General features: G+C 43.2%; 16 protein-coding genes and 3 pseudogenes. 8 read left to right on the top strand and 11 right to left on the bottom strand.

The genetic code is table 11. The annotated features are described in order from the left end of the window. The first annotated feature begins 43 nt into the window (after positions 1-43). A complete protein-coding gene (locus tag DWV34_RS05920; RefSeq protein WP_118475676.1) occupies positions 44-679 on the top strand; it encodes a DJ-1/PfpI family protein in 636 nt (211 codons plus the stop codon). 34 nt (positions 680-713) lie between these two features. Here the strand turns inward: DWV34_RS05920 and recD2 are convergent, their stop codons facing one another. The 4 genes from recD2 to glgX all read right to left on the bottom strand — a co-directional run bounded on the left by recD2 (position 714) and on the right by glgX (position 7,215). Next, the gene (gene recD2, locus DWV34_RS05925; RefSeq protein ID WP_006568323.1) at positions 714-2,936 is read right to left on the bottom strand and encodes an SF1B family DNA helicase RecD2; all 2,223 of its coding nucleotides are present in this window, start codon (positions 2,934-2,936) and stop codon (positions 714-716) included. 105 nt (positions 2,937-3,041) lie between these two features. Continuing rightward, the gene (locus DWV34_RS05930) at positions 3,042-4,046 is read right to left on the bottom strand and encodes a rod shape-determining protein (protein ID WP_006568322.1); all 1,005 of its coding nucleotides are present in this window, start codon (positions 4,044-4,046) and stop codon (positions 3,042-3,044) included. Positions 4,047-4,206: 160 nt separating this feature from the next. Beyond that, complete coding sequence (locus tag DWV34_RS05935) at positions 4,207-5,070, bottom strand: class I SAM-dependent methyltransferase (protein WP_006568321.1); 864 nt, start codon at positions 5,068-5,070, stop codon at positions 4,207-4,209. Positions 5,071-5,103: 33 nt separating this feature from the next. After that, a complete protein-coding gene (glgX, locus tag DWV34_RS05940) occupies positions 5,104-7,215 on the bottom strand; it encodes a glycogen debranching protein GlgX (protein ID WP_118475678.1) in 2,112 nt (703 codons plus the stop codon). Between the two features lie 206 nt (positions 7,216-7,421). On the opposite strand from glgX, the gene DWV34_RS05945 reads away from it, so the two are divergent. Beyond that, on the top strand, positions 7,422-8,267 hold the full coding sequence (locus DWV34_RS05945; RefSeq protein WP_118475681.1) for a polysaccharide deacetylase family protein: 846 nt from the start codon (positions 7,422-7,424) through the stop codon (positions 8,265-8,267). A gap of 62 nt (positions 8,268-8,329) precedes the next feature. Here DWV34_RS05945 and DWV34_RS18185 read toward each other — a convergent pair whose 3' ends face one another. The 3 genes and pseudogenes from DWV34_RS18185 to DWV34_RS05960 form a co-directional block, all read right to left on the bottom strand. After that, positions 8,330-8,449: a hypothetical protein gene (locus DWV34_RS18185; protein WP_412359890.1), complete on the bottom strand. Its 120-nt coding sequence runs from the start codon at positions 8,447-8,449 to the stop codon at positions 8,330-8,332. A 204-nt stretch (positions 8,450-8,653) separates the two neighbouring features. Then, positions 8,654-8,959 carry a type II toxin-antitoxin system RelB/DinJ family antitoxin gene (locus tag DWV34_RS05955; protein WP_118475683.1) on the bottom strand — a complete coding sequence of 102 codons (306 nt, stop codon included), beginning with the start codon at positions 8,957-8,959 and terminating at the stop codon, positions 8,654-8,656. A gap of 216 nt (positions 8,960-9,175) precedes the next feature. After that, positions 9,176-10,300 (bottom strand): annotated as a pseudogene (locus DWV34_RS05960) (polysaccharide deacetylase family protein). Positions 10,301-10,474: 174 nt separating this feature from the next. On the opposite strand from DWV34_RS05960, the gene DWV34_RS05965 reads away from it, so the two are divergent. The 6 genes and pseudogenes from DWV34_RS05965 (at position 10,475) to DWV34_RS05990 (ending at position 14,972) form a co-directional block, all read left to right on the top strand. Next, positions 10,475-10,771, top strand: coding sequence for a PAS domain-containing protein (locus DWV34_RS05965; RefSeq protein ID WP_118475685.1), 297 nt, complete (start codon positions 10,475-10,477; stop codon positions 10,769-10,771). A 141-nt stretch (positions 10,772-10,912) separates the two neighbouring features. Then, positions 10,913-11,704 (top strand): sensor histidine kinase, encoded by a 792-nt coding sequence (locus tag DWV34_RS05970; RefSeq protein WP_009290097.1) that lies wholly within the window; start codon positions 10,913-10,915, stop codon positions 11,702-11,704. Beyond that, on the top strand, positions 11,683-13,473 hold the full coding sequence (locus DWV34_RS05975) for a hybrid sensor histidine kinase/response regulator (RefSeq protein ID WP_118475688.1): 1,791 nt from the start codon (positions 11,683-11,685) through the stop codon (positions 13,471-13,473). Before DWV34_RS05970 ends, DWV34_RS05975 begins: the two co-directional genes overlap by 22 nt. A gap of 118 nt (positions 13,474-13,591) precedes the next feature. Next, positions 13,592-13,921: pseudogene (locus DWV34_RS17610) on the top strand (response regulator); the annotation flags it as partial. Beyond that, positions 13,916-14,275 carry an HD-GYP domain-containing protein gene (locus DWV34_RS05985; protein WP_225103788.1) on the top strand — a complete coding sequence of 120 codons (360 nt, stop codon included), beginning with the start codon at positions 13,916-13,918 and terminating at the stop codon, positions 14,273-14,275. The pseudogene DWV34_RS17610 and the gene DWV34_RS05985, both read left to right, overlap by 6 nt. After that, complete coding sequence (locus DWV34_RS05990; protein WP_009290101.1) at positions 14,256-14,972, top strand: LytR/AlgR family response regulator transcription factor; 717 nt, start codon at positions 14,256-14,258, stop codon at positions 14,970-14,972. Before DWV34_RS05985 ends, DWV34_RS05990 begins: the two co-directional genes overlap by 20 nt. 382 nt (positions 14,973-15,354) lie before the next feature. On the opposite strand, the gene DWV34_RS05995 is transcribed toward DWV34_RS05990, so the two are convergent. From DWV34_RS05995 to DWV34_RS06005, 4 genes and pseudogenes are all read right to left on the bottom strand, one after another. Further along, a complete protein-coding gene (locus DWV34_RS05995) occupies positions 15,355-16,410 on the bottom strand; it encodes an InlB B-repeat-containing protein (protein WP_255419861.1) in 1,056 nt (351 codons plus the stop codon). A gap of 183 nt (positions 16,411-16,593) precedes the next feature. After that, positions 16,594-16,878 (bottom strand): annotated as a pseudogene (locus tag DWV34_RS17850) (LamG-like jellyroll fold domain-containing protein); the annotation flags it as partial. A gap of 39 nt (positions 16,879-16,917) precedes the next feature. Continuing rightward, positions 16,918-17,358 (bottom strand): hypothetical protein, encoded by a 441-nt coding sequence (locus tag DWV34_RS06000; protein WP_118475692.1) that lies wholly within the window; start codon positions 17,356-17,358, stop codon positions 16,918-16,920. A gap of 181 nt (positions 17,359-17,539) precedes the next feature. Next, positions 17,540-17,779: an HTH domain-containing protein gene (locus DWV34_RS06005; RefSeq protein WP_320055078.1), complete on the bottom strand. Its 240-nt coding sequence runs from the start codon at positions 17,777-17,779 to the stop codon at positions 17,540-17,542. Between the last annotated feature and the right edge of the window lie 99 nt (positions 17,780-17,878).

Raw genomic sequence — 17,878 nt, forward strand, 5'->3', positions numbered from 1 at the left:
TGAAGCAAACAAATCAATGAAACAATGAAAATGGAGGAAATTTATGTTTACAATTTATGTTTATGTTCTTGATACTTTAGCCGACTGGGAACTGGGACATGTTATTTCGGAGCTTAATTCCGGAAGATTTTTCAAAAAGGGCGCGCAACATGTATCGCTTAAAGTGGTCAGCTATTCTAGGGAACCAATCCATACAATGGGCGGGCTGACCATCGTGCCGGATTGCTTAATTAATGATATTGTTGTGAGTAAAACAAGTATGTTGCTCTTGCCGGGAGCAGATACATGGAACGACCCAAAGCATGTCGCTGTCATCGAGAAAGCAAGTGAATTTCTTACTTTAGGTGCTGCGGTATGTGCAATTTGCAGGGCTACTGCAGCGCTTGCCAACTTTGGGCTATTAGATCAGCGTCCGCATACCAGTAACGGGCCGGGATTTCTTGAAATGGTTTCTCCTGATTATAACGGACAAAGTTTTTATATAGACAAGCCATCAGTAGCAGAAAACAACCTTATTACTGCAAGCTGCACCGGGGCTTTGTTGTGGACAAAACACATTATTGAGTATTTAGATGTTTTTCAATCAGACACATTGGAATCGTGGTACAAATACTTCAGTACCGGTGAACCTCAATATTTCTTTGCACTTATGCAGACTTTGCCGTCTGAAAAAGGATGATATCAGTATTAAAGATCAAAAAGAACCGATCCCCCTAAGGCATCAGTTCTTCCTGTTCATTGATCCTCTGACAAAGCGTCGAGTATCTCTTCTGTTCATTTACATTCTGAATCATCTGCTGTACCGTTGACTTCCGGCCCACCATCGTAATACACTGCTTCGCCCGGGTCACTCCGGTGTAGAGAAGATTTCTGTTAAACAAAACTCTCGGTCCCGTAAGCAGCGGCATGACCACTGCCGGATACTCACTTCCCTGTGACTTGTGGATCGTCACCGCATAGGCCAGTTCCAGCTCATCCAGCATGGAATAAGAATATTCCGCCACTCTGATGTCGTCAAAGACTACGGTGACTTTCTCCGTGTAGTCATTGATCCTTGTGATCCGTCCGATATCGCCGTTGAAGACGCCTTTGCCCTCTTCCACGGTAAATCCCTTCTCATTCTTTACTTCCCACTCCATCTGGTAATTGTTCTTGATCTGCATGACCTTGTCGCCTTCACGGAACAGACAGGAAACCGCCTGTTTCTCCTGCTTTTCCTCCGCCGGAGGATTCAGGTATTCCTGGAGAACTTCGTTGAGCTTATCGACACCCAGTTCCCCCTTGCGCATAGGGGTCAGCACCTGAATGTCATACGGCTTGGCATTTACATAAGCCGGCAGCTTATCTCTCACCAGGTATACTAAAACACCTAAAATATCTCCGAGCCTCTCTCTCTCAAGAAAGAAAAAGTCCCTGCTCTTATTATCGAGCTCAATAGACTTCCCCTCATTGATCCTGTGGGCGTTGCTTACAATATGGCTGGCTTCATCCTGCCGGAAAATCTGATTCAGTTCCACCACCTTAAAAGATCCGGAAGCAATCATATCCTTCAGCACATTTCCCGGGCCGACGGAAGGAAGCTGGTTGGCATCCCCCACAAACACAAACCTTGTACCCGGAACCGCAGCACTTAAAAGAGAATTCATCAGAAAAATATCCACCATAGACATCTCATCCACGATGATCACATCCGTTTCAATAGGATTCGCGGCATTCCGTTCAAACTTCATGCTGTCCCCGCTGCTGGAATCCCCATTCAATTCCAACAGACGGTGGATCGTGGTCGCCTCATATCCGGTAGCCTCTGTCATCCGTTTTGCCGCCCTCCCCGTGGGGGCCACGAGTCTGATATCCAGAGTTTCAGACTCAAAGTAGCGGATCATTCCGTTGATGGTCGTCGTCTTACCCGTTCCCGGGCCTCCGGTCAGAATCACGACTCCATTTTCGGCGACGGCTTCTATGGCTTCTTTCTGTTTCTCCGCAAAGGTAATCTGAAGACCGTCTTCAATCTTTGCGATCATAGTCCTCACCTCGGAAACAGACACATCGTAAGTCATATTGAGATCGCACAGCATCCTGGCCGTGTTAAGTTCCAGATAATACTGGGCCGCCCCATAAATTCTTGTCTGGTCCTCCTCTTCTTTTATAATAATCTTTTTCTCAATCATCATGTCCAGAAGATGAGGCTCGATCATCTCCTCTTCCACCTCAAGCATCCTTGAAGTATTTCTTAAAAGGATTTCTTTGGGCAGATAAATATGCCCTGATGCAAGACCCTGCATCAGAGTATAAAAAATGCCCGATATGATCCGGTAATCCGAACTGCTGCCGATACCAACCTGCCTGGCGATTTCATCAGCAATCTTAAATCCTACGCCTTCTATATCATCCGCCATCTGATATGGATTGTTCTGGATCACCCCGTACAGCTTATCGCCGTACTCCTTAAAAATCTTCACCGCCAGATTAGTGGTAATCCCATAGCCGGACAGAAACATCATGGCCTGGCGCATTTCCTGCTTCTCGGAAAACTCCACCGCGATGCTGCGTGCTCTCTTTTCGGTGACTCCCTTTACCTCCGCAAGCCTCTCCGGTTCCTCCTCGATAATGCGGAACGTGTCCATCTTAAACTTTTTGACGATTCTCTTGGCGATCGCCGGGCCAACCCCTTTGATTGCCCCGGAGCCCAGATACCGTTCCATGCTCTGAATGTCATCCGGCATCGTAACTTCATAGGAAGTCATCTGAAATTGTGGGCCATGGACCGGATGTTCCACATATTCCCCTTCCAGTTCCATATACTCGCCTTCGTGCAGAAATTGGAATACCCCGACTACAGTCTCCTCATCGCCGTCCATATCAAGACTCAGCACCGTATATCCATTGTCCTCATTTCGAAAACGGACATGGTCAACATATCCGGAAATCCGTCCCATACTTCTCCCCTCCTTTACACAAACGCCCGGCGTAACAAAACAACCAGGATAAAATACCCTGGTTGTCCTCTGCCGGCTTAAAAAAGCGCTGAAAAAACTAAGTGATTATTTCTCGCCCTTTTTGTCTTCTCCGGATAAAAATTCAATGTATTTTCCAGTTCCGATGGCAACTGCTGTCAGAGGGTCCTCTGCTGTCATCGTGTTGATTCCTGTCTTAGATTCGATCAGTTCTTCCAGACCCTGGATCAGAGATCCTCCTCCGGTCAGAACGATCCCGCGGTCTGAGATATCGGCCGCAAGCTCAGGCGGAGTTCTCTCCAGTACGTTGTGAACAGCGTCTACGATCTGGTAAGCAGGCTCTCTTAAAGCTTCTTCTGTCTCTTCGGATGTAACAGTCACGGTCTTTGGGAGTCCTGTCACAAGGTTTCTTCCGCGGACATCCATCGTCGCATTTTCCGGACGTTTGTAGACAGTGCCGATGTTGATCTTAATGTCCTCAGCAGTACGCTCACCGATCAATAAGTTATGTTTTTTGCGCATGTAGCGCACGATTGCCTCATCAAAATCATCTCCGGCAACCTTGATGGAAGTGCTGACAACGACTCCTCCAAGAGAAATAACAGCGATGTCGGCTGTTCCTCCTCCGATGTCCACGATCATATTTCCGCATGGCTTTGCGATATCGATTCCGGCGCCGATGGCTGCCGCAACAGGTTCTTCAATAATGGATACTTCCCTTGCACCTGCCTGGTAGGTCGCATCCTCAACTGCCTTTTTCTCTACTTCCGTGGCACCGCTCGGCACACACACGCTGATGCGCGGCTTCCGTCCGAAAATAGACTTTCCGACGGTGCGGTTGATGAAGTAGCTTAACATCTTTTCTGTCACTGTATAGTCAGAAATTACACCCTGGCGCAGCGGACGCACTGCAACGATATTCCCCGGTGTTCTTCCCAGCATCAGACGGGCTTCTTCCCCGATTGCCTTGATCTTGTTTGTATCTCTGTCAAATGCCACTACAGATGGCTCTTTTAAAACGACTCCTTTGCCCTTTGCGTAAACCAGGACGCTGGCCGTACCTAAATCAATTCCGATATCTGAACCTGCCATGTTTCAAAATTCCCCTTTCGAATTTTCTATTATTATCATTATGTTAAATGTCAATTATTCGTATACACGCTCTTTTTAATTATAAACAAAGTCAGAAAAATTTCAATTGTTTTTTACGTATTCCAACAAAATTCAGCAAAAATTAAGATTTCTGAAATATCTATACTGATTCCCACCTGCCTGAGGCTCCGCATGGCAGAACCAAGCCATTTGAAGAAACCGGAAGCCCGATCTCATCTGCCGTCACTTTCCCGCCGAACTTTGCTTTGACTTCCGTTCCCAGCATATAGGAGAGCACAGCCGGCTGGAGTCCGGTCGTATAAGAATTGATCAGAAAAAATAAGGGGTTTTTCGACAAAATCTTTGTACAGAGCTGAACAAGCGGAAAAATCTTTTCCTCAATCTTCCAGATCTCTCCTTTTGGTCCCCTGCCGTAGGACGGAGGGTCCATGATGATCCCATCGTAGTGGTTCCCCCGGCGGATCTCCCTCTCTACAAATTTCACACAGTCGTCCACCAGCCAGCGGATCGGTTTGTCTTTCAGGCCGGAGGCCTGGGCATTCTCTTTTGCCCAGTTCACCATGCCTTTGGAGGCATCCACGTGAGTAACGGATGCCCCGGCTGCGGCTGCCGCTAATGTGGCGCCGCCTGTGTAGGCAAACAGGTTCAGCACCTTTACAGGCCGCCCGGCCTTTTTGATCTTATCTGAAAACCAATCCCAGTTCACTGCCTGCTCCGGAAAAACTCCTGTGTGTTTAAAGCTGAATGGCTGCAAATGAAATGTAAGTTCCCTGTACCTGATATCCCAGGTCTTAGGGAGATCAAAGAACTCCCACTGTCCGCCGCCTCTGCTGCTCCTGTGATAATGTCCGTTTGGCTTCTTCCACTGCTTTAACTTCTTTGGTGTCTGCCATAAAACCTGAGGGTCCGGCCGTACTAAATAATAGTCTCCCCATCTTTCTAATTTTTCACCACAAGAAGTATCTAAAACTTCATAATCGTTCCACTGATCTGCAATCCACATCTTACATTCTCTTCCTTTACTTAAACTTTATCTTTAGAGACAGATGACATCGCCCTTCCGTCCCATCTGGTTCCCTTCTAATATAATCATACTCCGCTCTTCCATCCGGATCTCTCCTCCGGGCAGCCGGCTATTTTTCGGCTCGCCGGCCGTATCTGAAAAAATCTCCCAGAAGTAATCCAGCGGAAGTTCCGGAAGCCTCACAGTATGCGGCTCCCAATGCATATTCATCATAACATAAACAATATCATCTGTGTCACTATCTTTTTCTCTTCCGGCAAACAGAACGCCCAGAAGATGGTTTTGGTCATCCTCCTTTAACTTCCATGGTTCTTCTCCGTGAAAGCTGACGGAAGGCAGTCCGCACAGCGCATCCTCCCCTCTGGATCTTAACACCGGGTGTTTTTTTCTGAAACGGATCATCTCTTTGACAAATTGTGTGGTCTCATGATTTTCCAAAAGCAGATCCCAATTCAGCCACGAAATTTCATTATCCTGACAGTAGGCATTGTTATTGCCGTACTGGGTATTCAAAAATTCGTCCCCCGCATACATCATCGGGACACCCTGGCTGGTCATCAGCGCCGCAAAAGCATTTCTCACAAGCTTTTTCCTGAGCTTTATGACATCCTGCCGGTCAGTGTACCCTTCTTCACCGCAGTTCCAGCTGTTGTTATTGTTGTCTCCGTCCGTATTGTTCCATCCGTTATCCAGATTGTGCTTTTCATTATAGGAATAAAGGTCCCACATCGTGAATCCGTCATGGCAGGTGATAAAATTCACTGAAGCCGTATCGCCCCGGCTCTCCCTGTCATAGATATCCCTGGAGCCGCTCATCCTCTGGGCAGCGGCTTTCACAAGTCCCGGATCTCCTTTCAGGAATCTTCTCATATCGTCCCGGTATCTGCCGTTCCACTCAGACCACCGGTTCCATGACGGAAACGTGCCCACCTGATAAAGACCCGCAGCGTCCCATGCCTCAGCAATTAATTTCACACGGCCCAGGATCGGGTCAAATGCAAGCCTTTCCAAAAGCGGAGGCTTACTTAATGGTGAACCGTCCTCACTTCTTCCGAGAATCGATGCCAGGTCAAACCGGAATCCGTCGATCCGGTAATCCGTCACCCAGTACCTTAAACAGTCCAGGATCATGTTCTGAACGACCGGGTGATTGCAGTTCAGTGTATTGCCGCAGCCGCTGAAATTATAATATTTTCCGTCCGGCGTAAGCATATAATATATATTATTGTCAAATCCTTTAAAAGATATGAACGGACCGTTCTCATTTCCCTCCGCCGTGTGGTTGAACACCACATCGAGGATTACTTCAATATCATTGTCGTGAAGTTCCCGGATCAGGTATTTAAGCTCTGAACCCTCTCTGTTAAATTCTTTTTCCGAGCTGTAGCTTGTATTCGGCGCAAAAAAGCTGACCGGATTATAACCCCAGTAGTCCAAAAGTTTTTTACCATTGACATACCTGGTATCCCTCGTCTCGTCAAATTCAAAGATCGGCATCAGTTCCACGGCATTGATGCCCAGATCCTTCAGATAAGGAATCTTTTCCCGGATCCCGTCAAAGGTTCCCGGATGTTTTACATCTGATGTATGGTGTTTTGTAAATCCTCTGGTGTGAAGTTCATAGATGATAAGGTCCCGCATATCTGTGGGTTTTCGCCTGGCTCTTCCCCAGTCAAAGTCATTGGAGACGACTCTCGCCCGATAACAGTCCCTGCTGTACTCAGGTTTCTCGCCCCAGTTGCTCTGACCGGTGACGGCTTTTGCATAGGGATCTAAAAGATACCGCTCCTTGTCAAACAAAAGTCCCTTTTTTAAATCCTTCGGCCCGTCAACTCTGTAATTGTATTCAATCTTCCGGATATCCAGGCCGAAAACGATCATCGAGTATACATTTCCGATCCGGTAATTTTCCGGAAACGGTATTTCAGCGAAAGGTTCCTGTGCCTTTCTTTCATATAAAACTAATGTACAGGCAGTTCCGTTTTTCGTATGTACGGTGAAACTCACGCCGCCTTCAATAGCAGTCGCACCGTTTTGAAGGTAAAACCCCGGACGCACATCAAATCCATTCACCGTATCCATAGATCTAAGCTGCCCGGCTTCTACGATTCTTTTAATATCCATAAACTCTATCCTTTATACTCCGTCAAATAAGTGATATTCAAAAATTTATAAAATATGATATGTTTCATTATAACAGATTTTTCTTAATATAATCAGATCTCTCCACATACAATAAATTATAGCTTGTAATTTCACCCTGCCTTTCCATGTTCTTTTGTCAAGGATTGCTGGAAAACGGAAATACTATGTATGGATAGGAGGCACAAATGAAAAAAGGATTAAACAAAGGACAAACTGCAGTGCTGATCTTAATGCTGTCAATCATCGCTTTTCAGGGCATTTACCTGTTTCGGACCAGCAAAGAGACAAGTTCTCTTCAGGAATCCTCGGCTGCCAGCGGAGAGATTCAAAAGAACCAGAAGATCGTCCGCGAAATTACACAGTTTAAACTGGGCGATTTCCCCTTTCTTCCCAAACGAGTCGATCCCGAGAAAAAACTCATCGCGTTTTCATTCGATGACGGACCTTCCAGAAAAAATACGGAGAAAATACTAAAGGCCCTGGATAAAAACAATGCGAGGGCTACCTTTTTTATGCTTGGCCAGAATGCAAAATATTATCCTGACCTTGTAAAAAAAGTTGAGGAATCAGGCAATGAAGTCGCCGGCCACTCCTGGAACCATCCGCTACTCACAAAACTCGGTAAAAAGGGTGTGAAAAAACAGATGTCACAGATGAACGAAGCCATTGCTTCTGTGACCGGATCTGATGTGGGACTTTTAAGGCCGCCTTATGGTTCCATTAACCGAACTGTAAAAAATACGGTGAAAGATCCGCTAATCCTGTGGAGCATTGATACTCTGGACTGGAAAACACTGAATGCAGACAAGACTGCTGATGCCATTTTAAAGCAGGCCAAGGATGGGGATATCATCCTGATGCATGACATCCATGCTCCCACGGCAGAAGCTGTGAAAAAGGTACTCCCGAAACTTGAAAAGAAAGGCTTTCAAGTATGTACGGTATCGGAGCTCCTTGAGGCGAGAAATATTACTCTGCATCCGGGAGATGTCGTGGTAAGTGCGAATGATGTTTATCGGTATAGGAAATAATTTAAGCTGCCAGAAGAGCCGCCCGGTCTGCCGGACGGCTCTTCTGCCACGTCAAAAAAATATTAATCGATTGTCGTTCTATTCAAATGATTTTTGATGTCTCTCCCACCGTACATAATACGAACAATACTCACTGTATTTTGGGACTCATTAGGTTGATAAAACACAAGGTAATTATCCACCGGAAAAAATCGGATTCCTTCACTATGCTATGGCTCTTCCTCATATAAACGATAACGTCTCGGCATTTCATCAAGTGTCTTGATTTCTTTCATAATTCTACGAGTTTGTTCAGATGCTGTTTCCGGCACAAGCAGTTCATACGCTATATATTCATATATCTCTCAAATCCTGTTTTGCCTTTTTTGTATAAAAAATCCTGCAACTCATATCCCGTAATCCCGCTTCATCTCCTCTTCGACATCTTCTGCCGAATATACTCTTCCCTTCCTTATATCATCCATGCCCTTTTCTATTTCCGCATCGAACTGTTCTTTTGTAAGGGAGTCGTATACAAGCGGCATATCTTTTGGCAGCTTCACTTCAAATGGCAGTCCCCGCTGCATCACAACTTGTCTTAAAAACATCCCAACTGCATTTGACATCGGAATGCCCAAACGCTCAAGCACTTGCTCTGCCTGCTCTTTTATTTCAGGATCTACACGGGTAAAAATATTTGATGTCTTAGCCATATCTATCATCTCCTTTATTTTCTATTACTTTTATTATATATTTTTTGCTTGCTTTTTGCAATCTATTCGCAATCTTTTTAAATCTCAAAAGAGCCGCCCGGTCTGCCGGACGGCTCTTTTACAAAAGGAGTTTATTGCATTCTTTGAGGAAAAAAGTTTCCAGCTGTCCTTCCTCAGCTGATGATTAATTACAAATTGATTATAACAGGTTACATCCTATATTTTCTCAAAATCCACAAACTGTACTTTCAACGACGCAAACAACACTCTTTTTCTATCTCTGATTTTTTTATACTTATAAATCTGGTTGGCGCTGATGACAACATCGCCTTTACCCACAGTGATTCCCTTTGCCTTTAATAATTCTGAAACTGTACAGATTTCAAATCCTCTCGCTTTCAGCAGTGGAAGCACTTTTTCTGCCGCTGCCACAGAAGGTTTATGAATATCATGCATCAATACGATGTCTCCGTCCTTCGCTTGTTTAAGGATCGTATTTACTGTGGCATCTGTATTTAAAGTCTTCCAGTCTAATGTATCAATGCTCCACAAGATCAGCGGCGCATTAATATTAGCTTTCACCATACGGTCAATGGCTCCATACGTTGGACGCAGCAGACCTACATTCGAGCCCGTCACTTTTGAAATCGCGTGATTCATTTTCTGCATCTGACGGCATACCCCGGCTGCACCCAGTTTAGTCAGCTGAGGATGATTCCAGGAGTGTCCGGCCACCTCGTTCCCCGAATCTTTTACTTCTTTCACAAGCTGCGGATAATAGGAAACATTCTATCCAAGCATAAAAAAGGTTGCTCTTACATGATTCTTTGCCAAAGCTTTTGCAACTTTGTCTGTGTTTTGCCTGGCAGGTCCATCGTCAAAAGAAAATGCAATCAGTTTTTTTGTCTTATCAATCTTTCTCGGTGCACTTAAGCTATCCCCCGATTGAGAACTCTTTTCAGCCGCCAGCCGTCTAATCCTTTTTTCCCATTTCTGTATTTTTAACATTGCCTCTTCCGAAATACTGCTCTGTTCCACCATACTCCATGTCATTTCCTTCGACCCGTCAGATTCTGCAGAGCAAGTAATTTTTAAATATTCTCCCTTCGGATAAGGCTGATCCCGATCCGCATATACAGTCAGCATCCTGTCATTCCCATTTTCATCAAATCCTTTTATATGGTAAAAATGTTGCCAGCCTTCCTTATTCTCGGATCCTGCTATGATTTTTGCATAGTAACTGATTCCAGTATTCTTTTTTCCATGAACAATTTCCTTCACACTTACCACCGCTGCCGCCATAAAAATCACAGCCACCGCAGCAAAAATAATCTTCTTCATAGGTCTTCCTTTCTGTCTGTTTTTGTTTATTTTATCTTAAATATGTCATTTTCCTTCCATACTTCGTATTCACCGCAATCAGCGCCTTAAACAACAAAAGTTTATGCTCCGCCGCTCTTTCCTCTTTGATTTCAATATATTATAATAAAAAGAAAACAGACAGGAGATGATTTGTTGGACCAGAAACAGGAATACCAATTTTTAAAATCAACCTATCAAAATCTGCCCACCGGAGTTATGCAGTTTCAGAGAGACGGAGACCGCCTGACTCTTCTCCATATCAATGACTTTGGCTGCAGGATCTTAGGCTATAAGACTGCATCAGACTACCCGTTTGATTTTCATTCTTTCATCGACAAACTTCCGGGAAATGCATACGATGAATTTATTGATGCGTTGATCTGTCTGAAAGATGTTGGTGATCACTTTCCTTTTACCCGTCCAATCTATGTGGGAGAAAAGAAATCCTGACTGAGCGGGACAGCATCACTTCTTTCTTCTTCCGATCTCACGCAGACCTATCTTTGTGTATTTTCTGATGACACGGCCAACGTAGAAAAACAGCTGCATTCCGATTATGCCAAAGAAAAAGAAATCCAGATCTTAAATGAAATGTGCACTTTAATCGTCAGCCGGAGCTATGAGACCCTCGGACTGATCAACACAGAAAACGGCAAATATCAGATTTATGCCGCACAGAACAGAGACTGGTTTTCCCAAAAGAAACTTGAAGGAGATTTTGACGAGCTGACGTTTCATGCAGCAAATGAACTGGCCTATGATGAAGAGGCGAAAGAACTTTTGATGAATGCAACACTCTCCGGCATTACCGGTTATTTCAGCCAACGGCCTGATACCTCCTACAGTTTTACATACCGGGGCAGGACCCATGAATCTTACCGCTGGAAAAGAGCGGAATACAGCTACTTAAAAGATGACAAAACAAATATCATTTTCTGCACACAGGACATCCACAGTAAAAAAATGGAAGAGGAGCATCTGGCAAGACTTGCGGAAAAGGAACGGCAGATCCACCAGGAAAAGATGGCATTTTTCGCAAATATGAGCCATGAGATCAGGACTCCGATGAACGCTATCCTTAATTTAAGTGAACTGCTGCTGCGAAAAGATCTCCCCCTGGATGTGGAACAGGACATTTCCACAATCTATGAAATCGGCAATGGACTCTTAGGAATCATCAACAGCCTGCTGTCCTTTTCCAAACTGGACACGGGAAATATACAGCTGACCACAGGAACATATTCTCCTGCAACCATGTGTTCTGATATATGCAGCATAATATCCGCCCGGCTAAGTAAAAAAAGTCTGCATTTTTCACTGATTTGGATCCCTCCCTTCCAAGACAGCTCGTCGGAGATGAGATGCGAATTCGGGAAATCCTGACCAATCTGCTTGCAAATGCCGTAAAATTTACAGTTTCCGGGAAAATCGAATTGAAGCTTCGTGCCAAGCATCTGTCCGAGACAAAAACGGAACTCTCTTTCTTTATTTCCGATACCGGATCGGGAATCAAAGAAGAAGAAGATCAAAAATACCTGTTTCGGCAATTCAGCAGAGTCGATCCCAAGAAAAATCAAACGATTATGGGAACCGGTCTGGGCCTCTCTATCTCAAAAAAACTGACGGAACTGATGGGCAGCAGTATTACCGTGGAAAGTGAATATGAAAAAGGCAGTACATTTATCGTTACCATTCCACAGGAAATCTGTTTAGCCGCTCCTATGATTCCGCCGTCTGACAAAATGGAACAGGCCGAGGTCTATGTCTATCTTCTAGAATCGGATAAAGAACTGACAAAATATGTCATACGTGAACTGCACAAGCTTAGCATCCATCCTTCTTTGATTTCGTCCGTCTCCTCCATCAGTCTGGACAGATCAAACAAGAATTCTTATCTGATCATGCAGCAGGCGGATTTCCCATCCTGCCAGGAAATGATCGATTCCTTATTTTTGCAGGATCATGTGCTGCTTCTTATGAAAAACAGTGATACTACGGAATCCAAATACTATAACTATCAGCAGCTGTATCCGTACAACCTGATGATGCAGACTGCAAATATCTTAAGCGGCCATCCGGTCAAGACCGCGTCCAAAAAGACAAACGTTTACGAGGATACAACGTTTCCTTCTGCCCACATATTGATCGTAGATGACAATGATGTCAATTCTTCCGTTGCAAAACGATTGATGGAACCTTATGAAATGGATATTGATGTGGCGTCCAACGGTTTTGATACACTCACAATGGCTTCCGCAAAAGACTATGATCTGATTTTCCTGGACCATATGATGCCCGGAATGGACGGAATCGAGACGGTACAGAAGCTGAGAAAAATGGACTGCATCAGAAAAGATCTTCCTGTCGTTTCCCTGACAGCCAATGTCTTCTCCGATGCGAAGACCTATTTCACAGAACAGGGATTTTCTGACTTCCTCGCAAAGCCGATCAATGTCAAAGAACTGCACAACACCCTCCTTCAGTATTTACAGGACAAAGCCGTCTTAAAGATTGTGGAAAAAAAGCTGGACGAAGCTTTTATCTCAGAAGAAGTCAAAGCCTGTTTTACATCTTTGAAACATTTCGACGTTGATGCATCCCTGGAATATTTTGATCACTCGGCTGATTTTTATTTGGAGATGCTGAAAACCTTCCGGCAGGGTCTCTTTGAACGCCGAAATGAATTGGATAAAATCTATGAAAACCAGGATATCAAATTGTTTACCATCCACGTCCATGCTATTAAATCTGCCTCAAAATCCGTAGGCGCCCTAGAATTTTCGGACTTGGCGAAAACGATGGAGGATTTTGGCCACCAAAACAACTGGAAATCCATCACACAGAAGTATCAGGAACTGCTGGACTATACAGACCTTATATTAGAAGAACTGGATTGTTGTATCAAAGCCGTACCGGCGGCAGACGAAACGAAAGAATCTCTTTCCGGTTATCCCGAAGATATCATCAAAAGTCTCTGCATTGCCGTCAATGAAATGGATTATCAAGAGGTCTCCGATGCTATTGCAAAATTGGACCGATACACTTATCCGGGGGAACTGCAAAATCTCCTGGACCGGCTCAAAACCGCCTATGATAATTTTGAATACGGGGATTTAAATCGGTGTTCTGTTTTGATGTATAACTGTCTGTAACCGGAAGTTCCCGCCGCAATAATCGCCTTTTGCGCCGTTGTTACGCTTTTCTTTTACGGATAATGTAATATAATATAAATAACGCATTCCGTTATTTTGCTGACGAAAGGACTATAAGATGCATAAAATCTTAATTGTTGATGACAGTAAAACAGTCTTAAACCAGGCTATGATACTACTCAAAGAATCTTATCATGTATTTCCCTCCCTCTCAGGCAGTTTGGCATTAAAAATCATGGAACATCAGACACCCGATTTGATTTTGCTTGATTTAATGATGCCCTAAATGGATGGAAAAGAATTTTTTCTGGAACTTCAGAAAGAGAAAAAATGGTCTGATATCCCTGTCATCTTTCTGACTTCTGATACGGAAGACCAGACAGAAGCCCAGTGCCTTAATCTAGGAGCCTACGACTTCATCGGGAAACCTATCGTCAAAGAAGTGCTTTTAAGCCGTGTTGCAAAAACACTGGAGCTGACCGACTACCGGAAAAACCTTCAGAAAAAGCTGGACGGCTTATCAGACGGTACTTTATACCATCATGAACGTTTTGACGGTTCCGGTTATCCGAACGGTCTAAAAGGCGACGAGATTCCCCTGATCGCCCGAATCATCAGCGTTGCCGATACTTATGACGCCATGACCAGTACCCGGTGTTACCGGAAAGGACTTAGTCCTGAGACAGCTATGGCCGAATTAAAAAAACAAAGCGGCAGACAGTTTGACCCCGAAATCGTAAATAAATTTTTAAAAATCGCTGACAGTTTGGGGGTACATAAAAATGAGGATCGTATTATGTGACGATGACCACACTTGCTGTAAAAAGTACACGTGGCTTCTCCGGAAAATAAAAGAAGAATACTCTTTAGATTTTACCATTGAAATATGCAACAACGGCAAACAGCTTCTATTTCTCTCAGAAGATCTGCTGTCTTCTGATATTATCCTCTTGGATATCATGATGCCGGGTATGGATGGGATTGCAGCAGCAAAACAGCTGAGGGAAAACGGCATAGACTGCAAGATCATTTTTCTTACGAGTCTGGCCGATAAAATGCTGGAAGCTTTTGATGTTCTGGCATATCACTATATCATCAAAGATTCTGTTTCCAAGGAAAAATTTGAAGAGATTATTCTCAAAGCTGTAAAGCAATCTGAAGAAGAATCCGGAGAACAGTTAATTTTTACATACCGTAATAAAAACTGCATCGTTCCATTGAAAGATATTTCCTATCTTGAAGTACAAAACCACAAGGTCTTTATTTATTATAAGCAGGAAAGCTTTGAAATCTATGATACATTGAGTAATCTGGAAGCTCGTTTTTATAAACATGGTTTTATAAGAATACATAAATCATATATGGTTTCTTTAAGCAAGATTGCGAAACTTTCACCTACTTCCTGCCTTTTGCGCAGCGGAGTGCTCCTGCCCGTGGGCAGAATCTACTCTAAATCTGCAAAAGAAGCCTTCAAAATATGGAGTGTGGAAGCATTATAAAAAACGGAGACTGTTTCAAGTTTGTTCGTGTAAAACACATTTCATACAGACAAAAAAAGAGAAACAAGAACCCTCATTTGATGGTATCTTGTTTCTCTTTTTTTACGGAATTATTAAGACATCCAGTTCTTTCACTTACTTTTTGCAATTTACTGTTCCACTAATAATATTCATTTCGGCAACTCATAATCACCTAAGTCTAAAAATTTAAACTGCTGTTTTTCAAGATTTTGGGATACCAGTTTGTGATCTTTCATGTCTAAAAGTAGGTGCGTATACAATAGTTCTTTCGACGCAAACAGTAAACTTGCAATTCAAACAAATAGGCTATCCTAAAAAGTCCCAAAGCCGAAAATATGTCCCTTTTCCTATTTTTCTTCTTTTATTTCACGCTCACACGTACTTTTGCTTTATACTTTCCGCATTTCACTGTCACGTATACTTTTCCTTTTTTCTTTGCCTTAAACTTTCCACTCTTTGCGATCTTTCCGATCTTCTTGCTGGAGACAGACCATGTAAGTTTTCCTTTGATTCCATAAGCTTTCGCCTTAAACTTATAGGTCTTTCCTTTTTTGATCGTCTTTTTCACTTTAATCAGCTTCATATAGCCTTTGATCGTAACACTGGTTTTAAAGTTGTAGGTTTTTCCTCCCTCTCTTACCGTTGTAACTATCGTCGCTCTTCCGGCTTTCAACCCTTTTATACTTCCGTTTTTATCTACAGATGCGATCTTTCTGTTACTTGTCTTATAGCTGACTTTTGCTCCTTTGATCAACCTCCTTACACTCAGGCGGAATTTCTTTCCTGACAGGATCTGTTTCTTTGTCACACTGATGCTTGGGCGTACCGCCGTCTGTTGGCTGTTCGGTTTCTTGGCTGGATCGGTCGGTCTTACCGGATCCGGATTCTTTTGATATTGCGCTGTTATTGTTATATCTGATGTAATCTTTCCAAAAGTCTTATCCCAGCCTGTAAATGTATACCCTATCCTTATCAGTGCTTCTGGCGCTTTCGCCCCTTCTTCATACTTCACTTCCTGAGTATCCAGTACTTTTCCGTCATAGTCTTTGAAGGTAACTGTAAATATTTGTTCTGCCTGATTTGTTACTACAACCTTATTCTTCAACAGATATGTATGTCCCGCCTGCTCTACCGTAACATCAATGGTTGTCTCTCCTGTTTTTTTCGCTTGGATGATTCCCTTCTCATCAATAGCTGCTGTCTCAGGATCCGCGCTTGTATACATCACTTTTGCATCCTGGTCAAGGTTTTGAATCTGTAAGGTCTCCTGATCTCCTACTGCAAGCTCTATTTGTGCCGCTATGCTTGGTTCTCCTGTTACTCTTAGTGACTTTTCCAGCGTGATTCCATTTGCAGTATAAAAGACCTTGTATTCTCCCTGTTCTGTGGCTGTAAACTGTCGGTTCTCATCTAGCATCACATCATTTCCATTTGGATCCTTTACTGCCGTCGTGATCTCAGGTACCGTTCCGGTTGCCGTTGTCACCTCTGTCTTCGGCACTACATAATTATCTCCTTTTGCAACTATAAAACTTGCATCTGCAGGTACAGTGATGTTTGTTTTATCTTCCTGTTGATAAAGACTCTTTATCGCTTCCGGACTTAATGTCTTACTGTAAGCCCGGGCTGAGGCTATTTTACAGGCCGCTGAATTACCCATTCCACCTACCTGATGGGCAATATTCAAGTACTGCTCTGTTGTTACTGCTCCCATTGTAAATTCAGCAGCGGAAAATTCCCCCTGTTTTTCACCATTCACATAAAATTTTAATGCTTTTCCATCATAGGTACCTACAAGATGCAACCACTTTTCTTTCTCACATTTATATGTCAAATCTCTAGTATACTTGCCTGCTTTTAATCCTGTAAACGTAGGTCCGCCTGCTTTAAAGTAAAATAGTCCGCCATCCCTATTTGAACTTCCTCACAGCAAAGAAGTGCCAAACTTGTTCTGTACATCTTCATTACTCTCTTTTACCATGCATTCAAAACTATAGTGACTACCCATGGCTTTCCAGTCTTCTGAAGTGAGCAGATATCCAAAACCGTCATCTTGTCCATCAAAAACTGCAACTTCTTTTCCCAGCTGTTCATCCTGTGTAATTACCGGTGCTCCATAAGTCTTTAACTCATTCTTCCCATTTAATCTATCTTCTACTTTTCCTCCATTAAATATAATATCCAACATATCTGCTTTTGGAATCTCTGTCTCTGCCTTTGTTTTCACGGAAGCTGCTATTTGCCTTGCACTCTCACTCGCAAAAACCTTAGCTGTCATTCCTGTAAAAACTCCTGACACAGATGTCGTCATCATTGCTGCTGTCAACGCTATTACCATACCTCTTTTGAATGTTTTCTTAATCATCGTAATTATCTCCTCTGTGTTTTGTTGTCTTTGTTTATGTATGCATTATATATCCCCCCTTCGTTTATTTGTAATTTTTAGCGTATCCTGCTGCACTAACAACGCAAACAGCATTTTAGAATAATTTTTTTAGTTTTCCATATAAAAAGAGCAAGAAATCACACTGAATTTCCTGCTCTTTTTATTCTTTTAACTTTTTCCATCTGGCTTCTGCTCTCTCAATTCTTTTACTTCCAAGAACTTTTGTATCGAATCCGCACAGCCTGAATATCTCCGTTGGTTTTTTCCCTTGATGATAGCATTGACAGAAAAATTTTTTAAAATCATCTTCGTATGCCAGACTTGAGTCATAAACGCATTTAACATTTCTGTTTCTGCTCAGCACCACTTTTTCTTCTTCGGTAAAATACTTTTTCTTCAGTTCTGCTCACACCCTTTGTATATAGTATTATTTTTAAATATTACTATATGCGATGCGGGCAGTTTCAGGCAGAACCCTACATAAATAACAAATAAAACA

Origin of the sequence: Anaerostipes sp. AF04-45, assembly GCF_003461725.1 — a bacterium.
GTDB classification, from domain to species: domain Bacteria; phylum Bacillota; class Clostridia; order Lachnospirales; family Lachnospiraceae; genus Anaerostipes; species Anaerostipes caccae.

What these genes read in the sequence shown, in the direction of transcription:
- glgX (WP_118475678.1), bottom strand. Translation starts at nt 7,215, where the DNA reads ATGGATATTAAAAGAATCGTAGAAGCCGGGCAGCTTAGATCTATGGAT.
- DWV34_RS05945 (WP_118475681.1), top strand. Translation starts at nt 7,422, where the DNA reads ATGAAAAAAGGATTAAACAAAGGACAAACTGCAGTGCTGATCTTAATG.
- DWV34_RS05935 (WP_006568321.1), bottom strand. Translation starts at nt 5,070, where the DNA reads ATGTGGATTGCAGATCAGTGGAACGATTATGAAGTTTTAGATACTTCT.
- DWV34_RS05970 (WP_009290097.1), top strand. Translation starts at nt 10,913, where the DNA reads ATGTGCACTTTAATCGTCAGCCGGAGCTATGAGACCCTCGGACTGATC.
- recD2 (WP_006568323.1), bottom strand. Translation starts at nt 2,936, where the DNA reads ATGGGACGGATTTCCGGATATGTTGACCATGTCCGTTTTCGAAATGAG.
- DWV34_RS05975 (WP_118475688.1), top strand. Translation starts at nt 11,683, where the DNA reads ATGCGAATTCGGGAAATCCTGACCAATCTGCTTGCAAATGCCGTAAAA.
- DWV34_RS05955 (WP_118475683.1), bottom strand. Translation starts at nt 8,959, where the DNA reads ATGGCTAAGACATCAAATATTTTTACCCGTGTAGATCCTGAAATAAAA.
- DWV34_RS05920 (WP_118475676.1), top strand. Translation starts at nt 44, where the DNA reads ATGTTTACAATTTATGTTTATGTTCTTGATACTTTAGCCGACTGGGAA.
- DWV34_RS05995 (WP_255419861.1), bottom strand. Translation starts at nt 16,410, where the DNA reads ATGCTAGATGAGAACCGACAGTTTACAGCCACAGAACAGGGAGAATAC.
- DWV34_RS05990 (WP_009290101.1), top strand. Translation starts at nt 14,256, where the DNA reads ATGAGGATCGTATTATGTGACGATGACCACACTTGCTGTAAAAAGTAC.
- DWV34_RS06000 (WP_118475692.1), bottom strand. Translation starts at nt 17,358, where the DNA reads ATGATTAAGAAAACATTCAAAAGAGGTATGGTAATAGCGTTGACAGCA.
- DWV34_RS05930 (WP_006568322.1), bottom strand. Translation starts at nt 4,046, where the DNA reads ATGGCAGGTTCAGATATCGGAATTGATTTAGGTACGGCCAGCGTCCTG.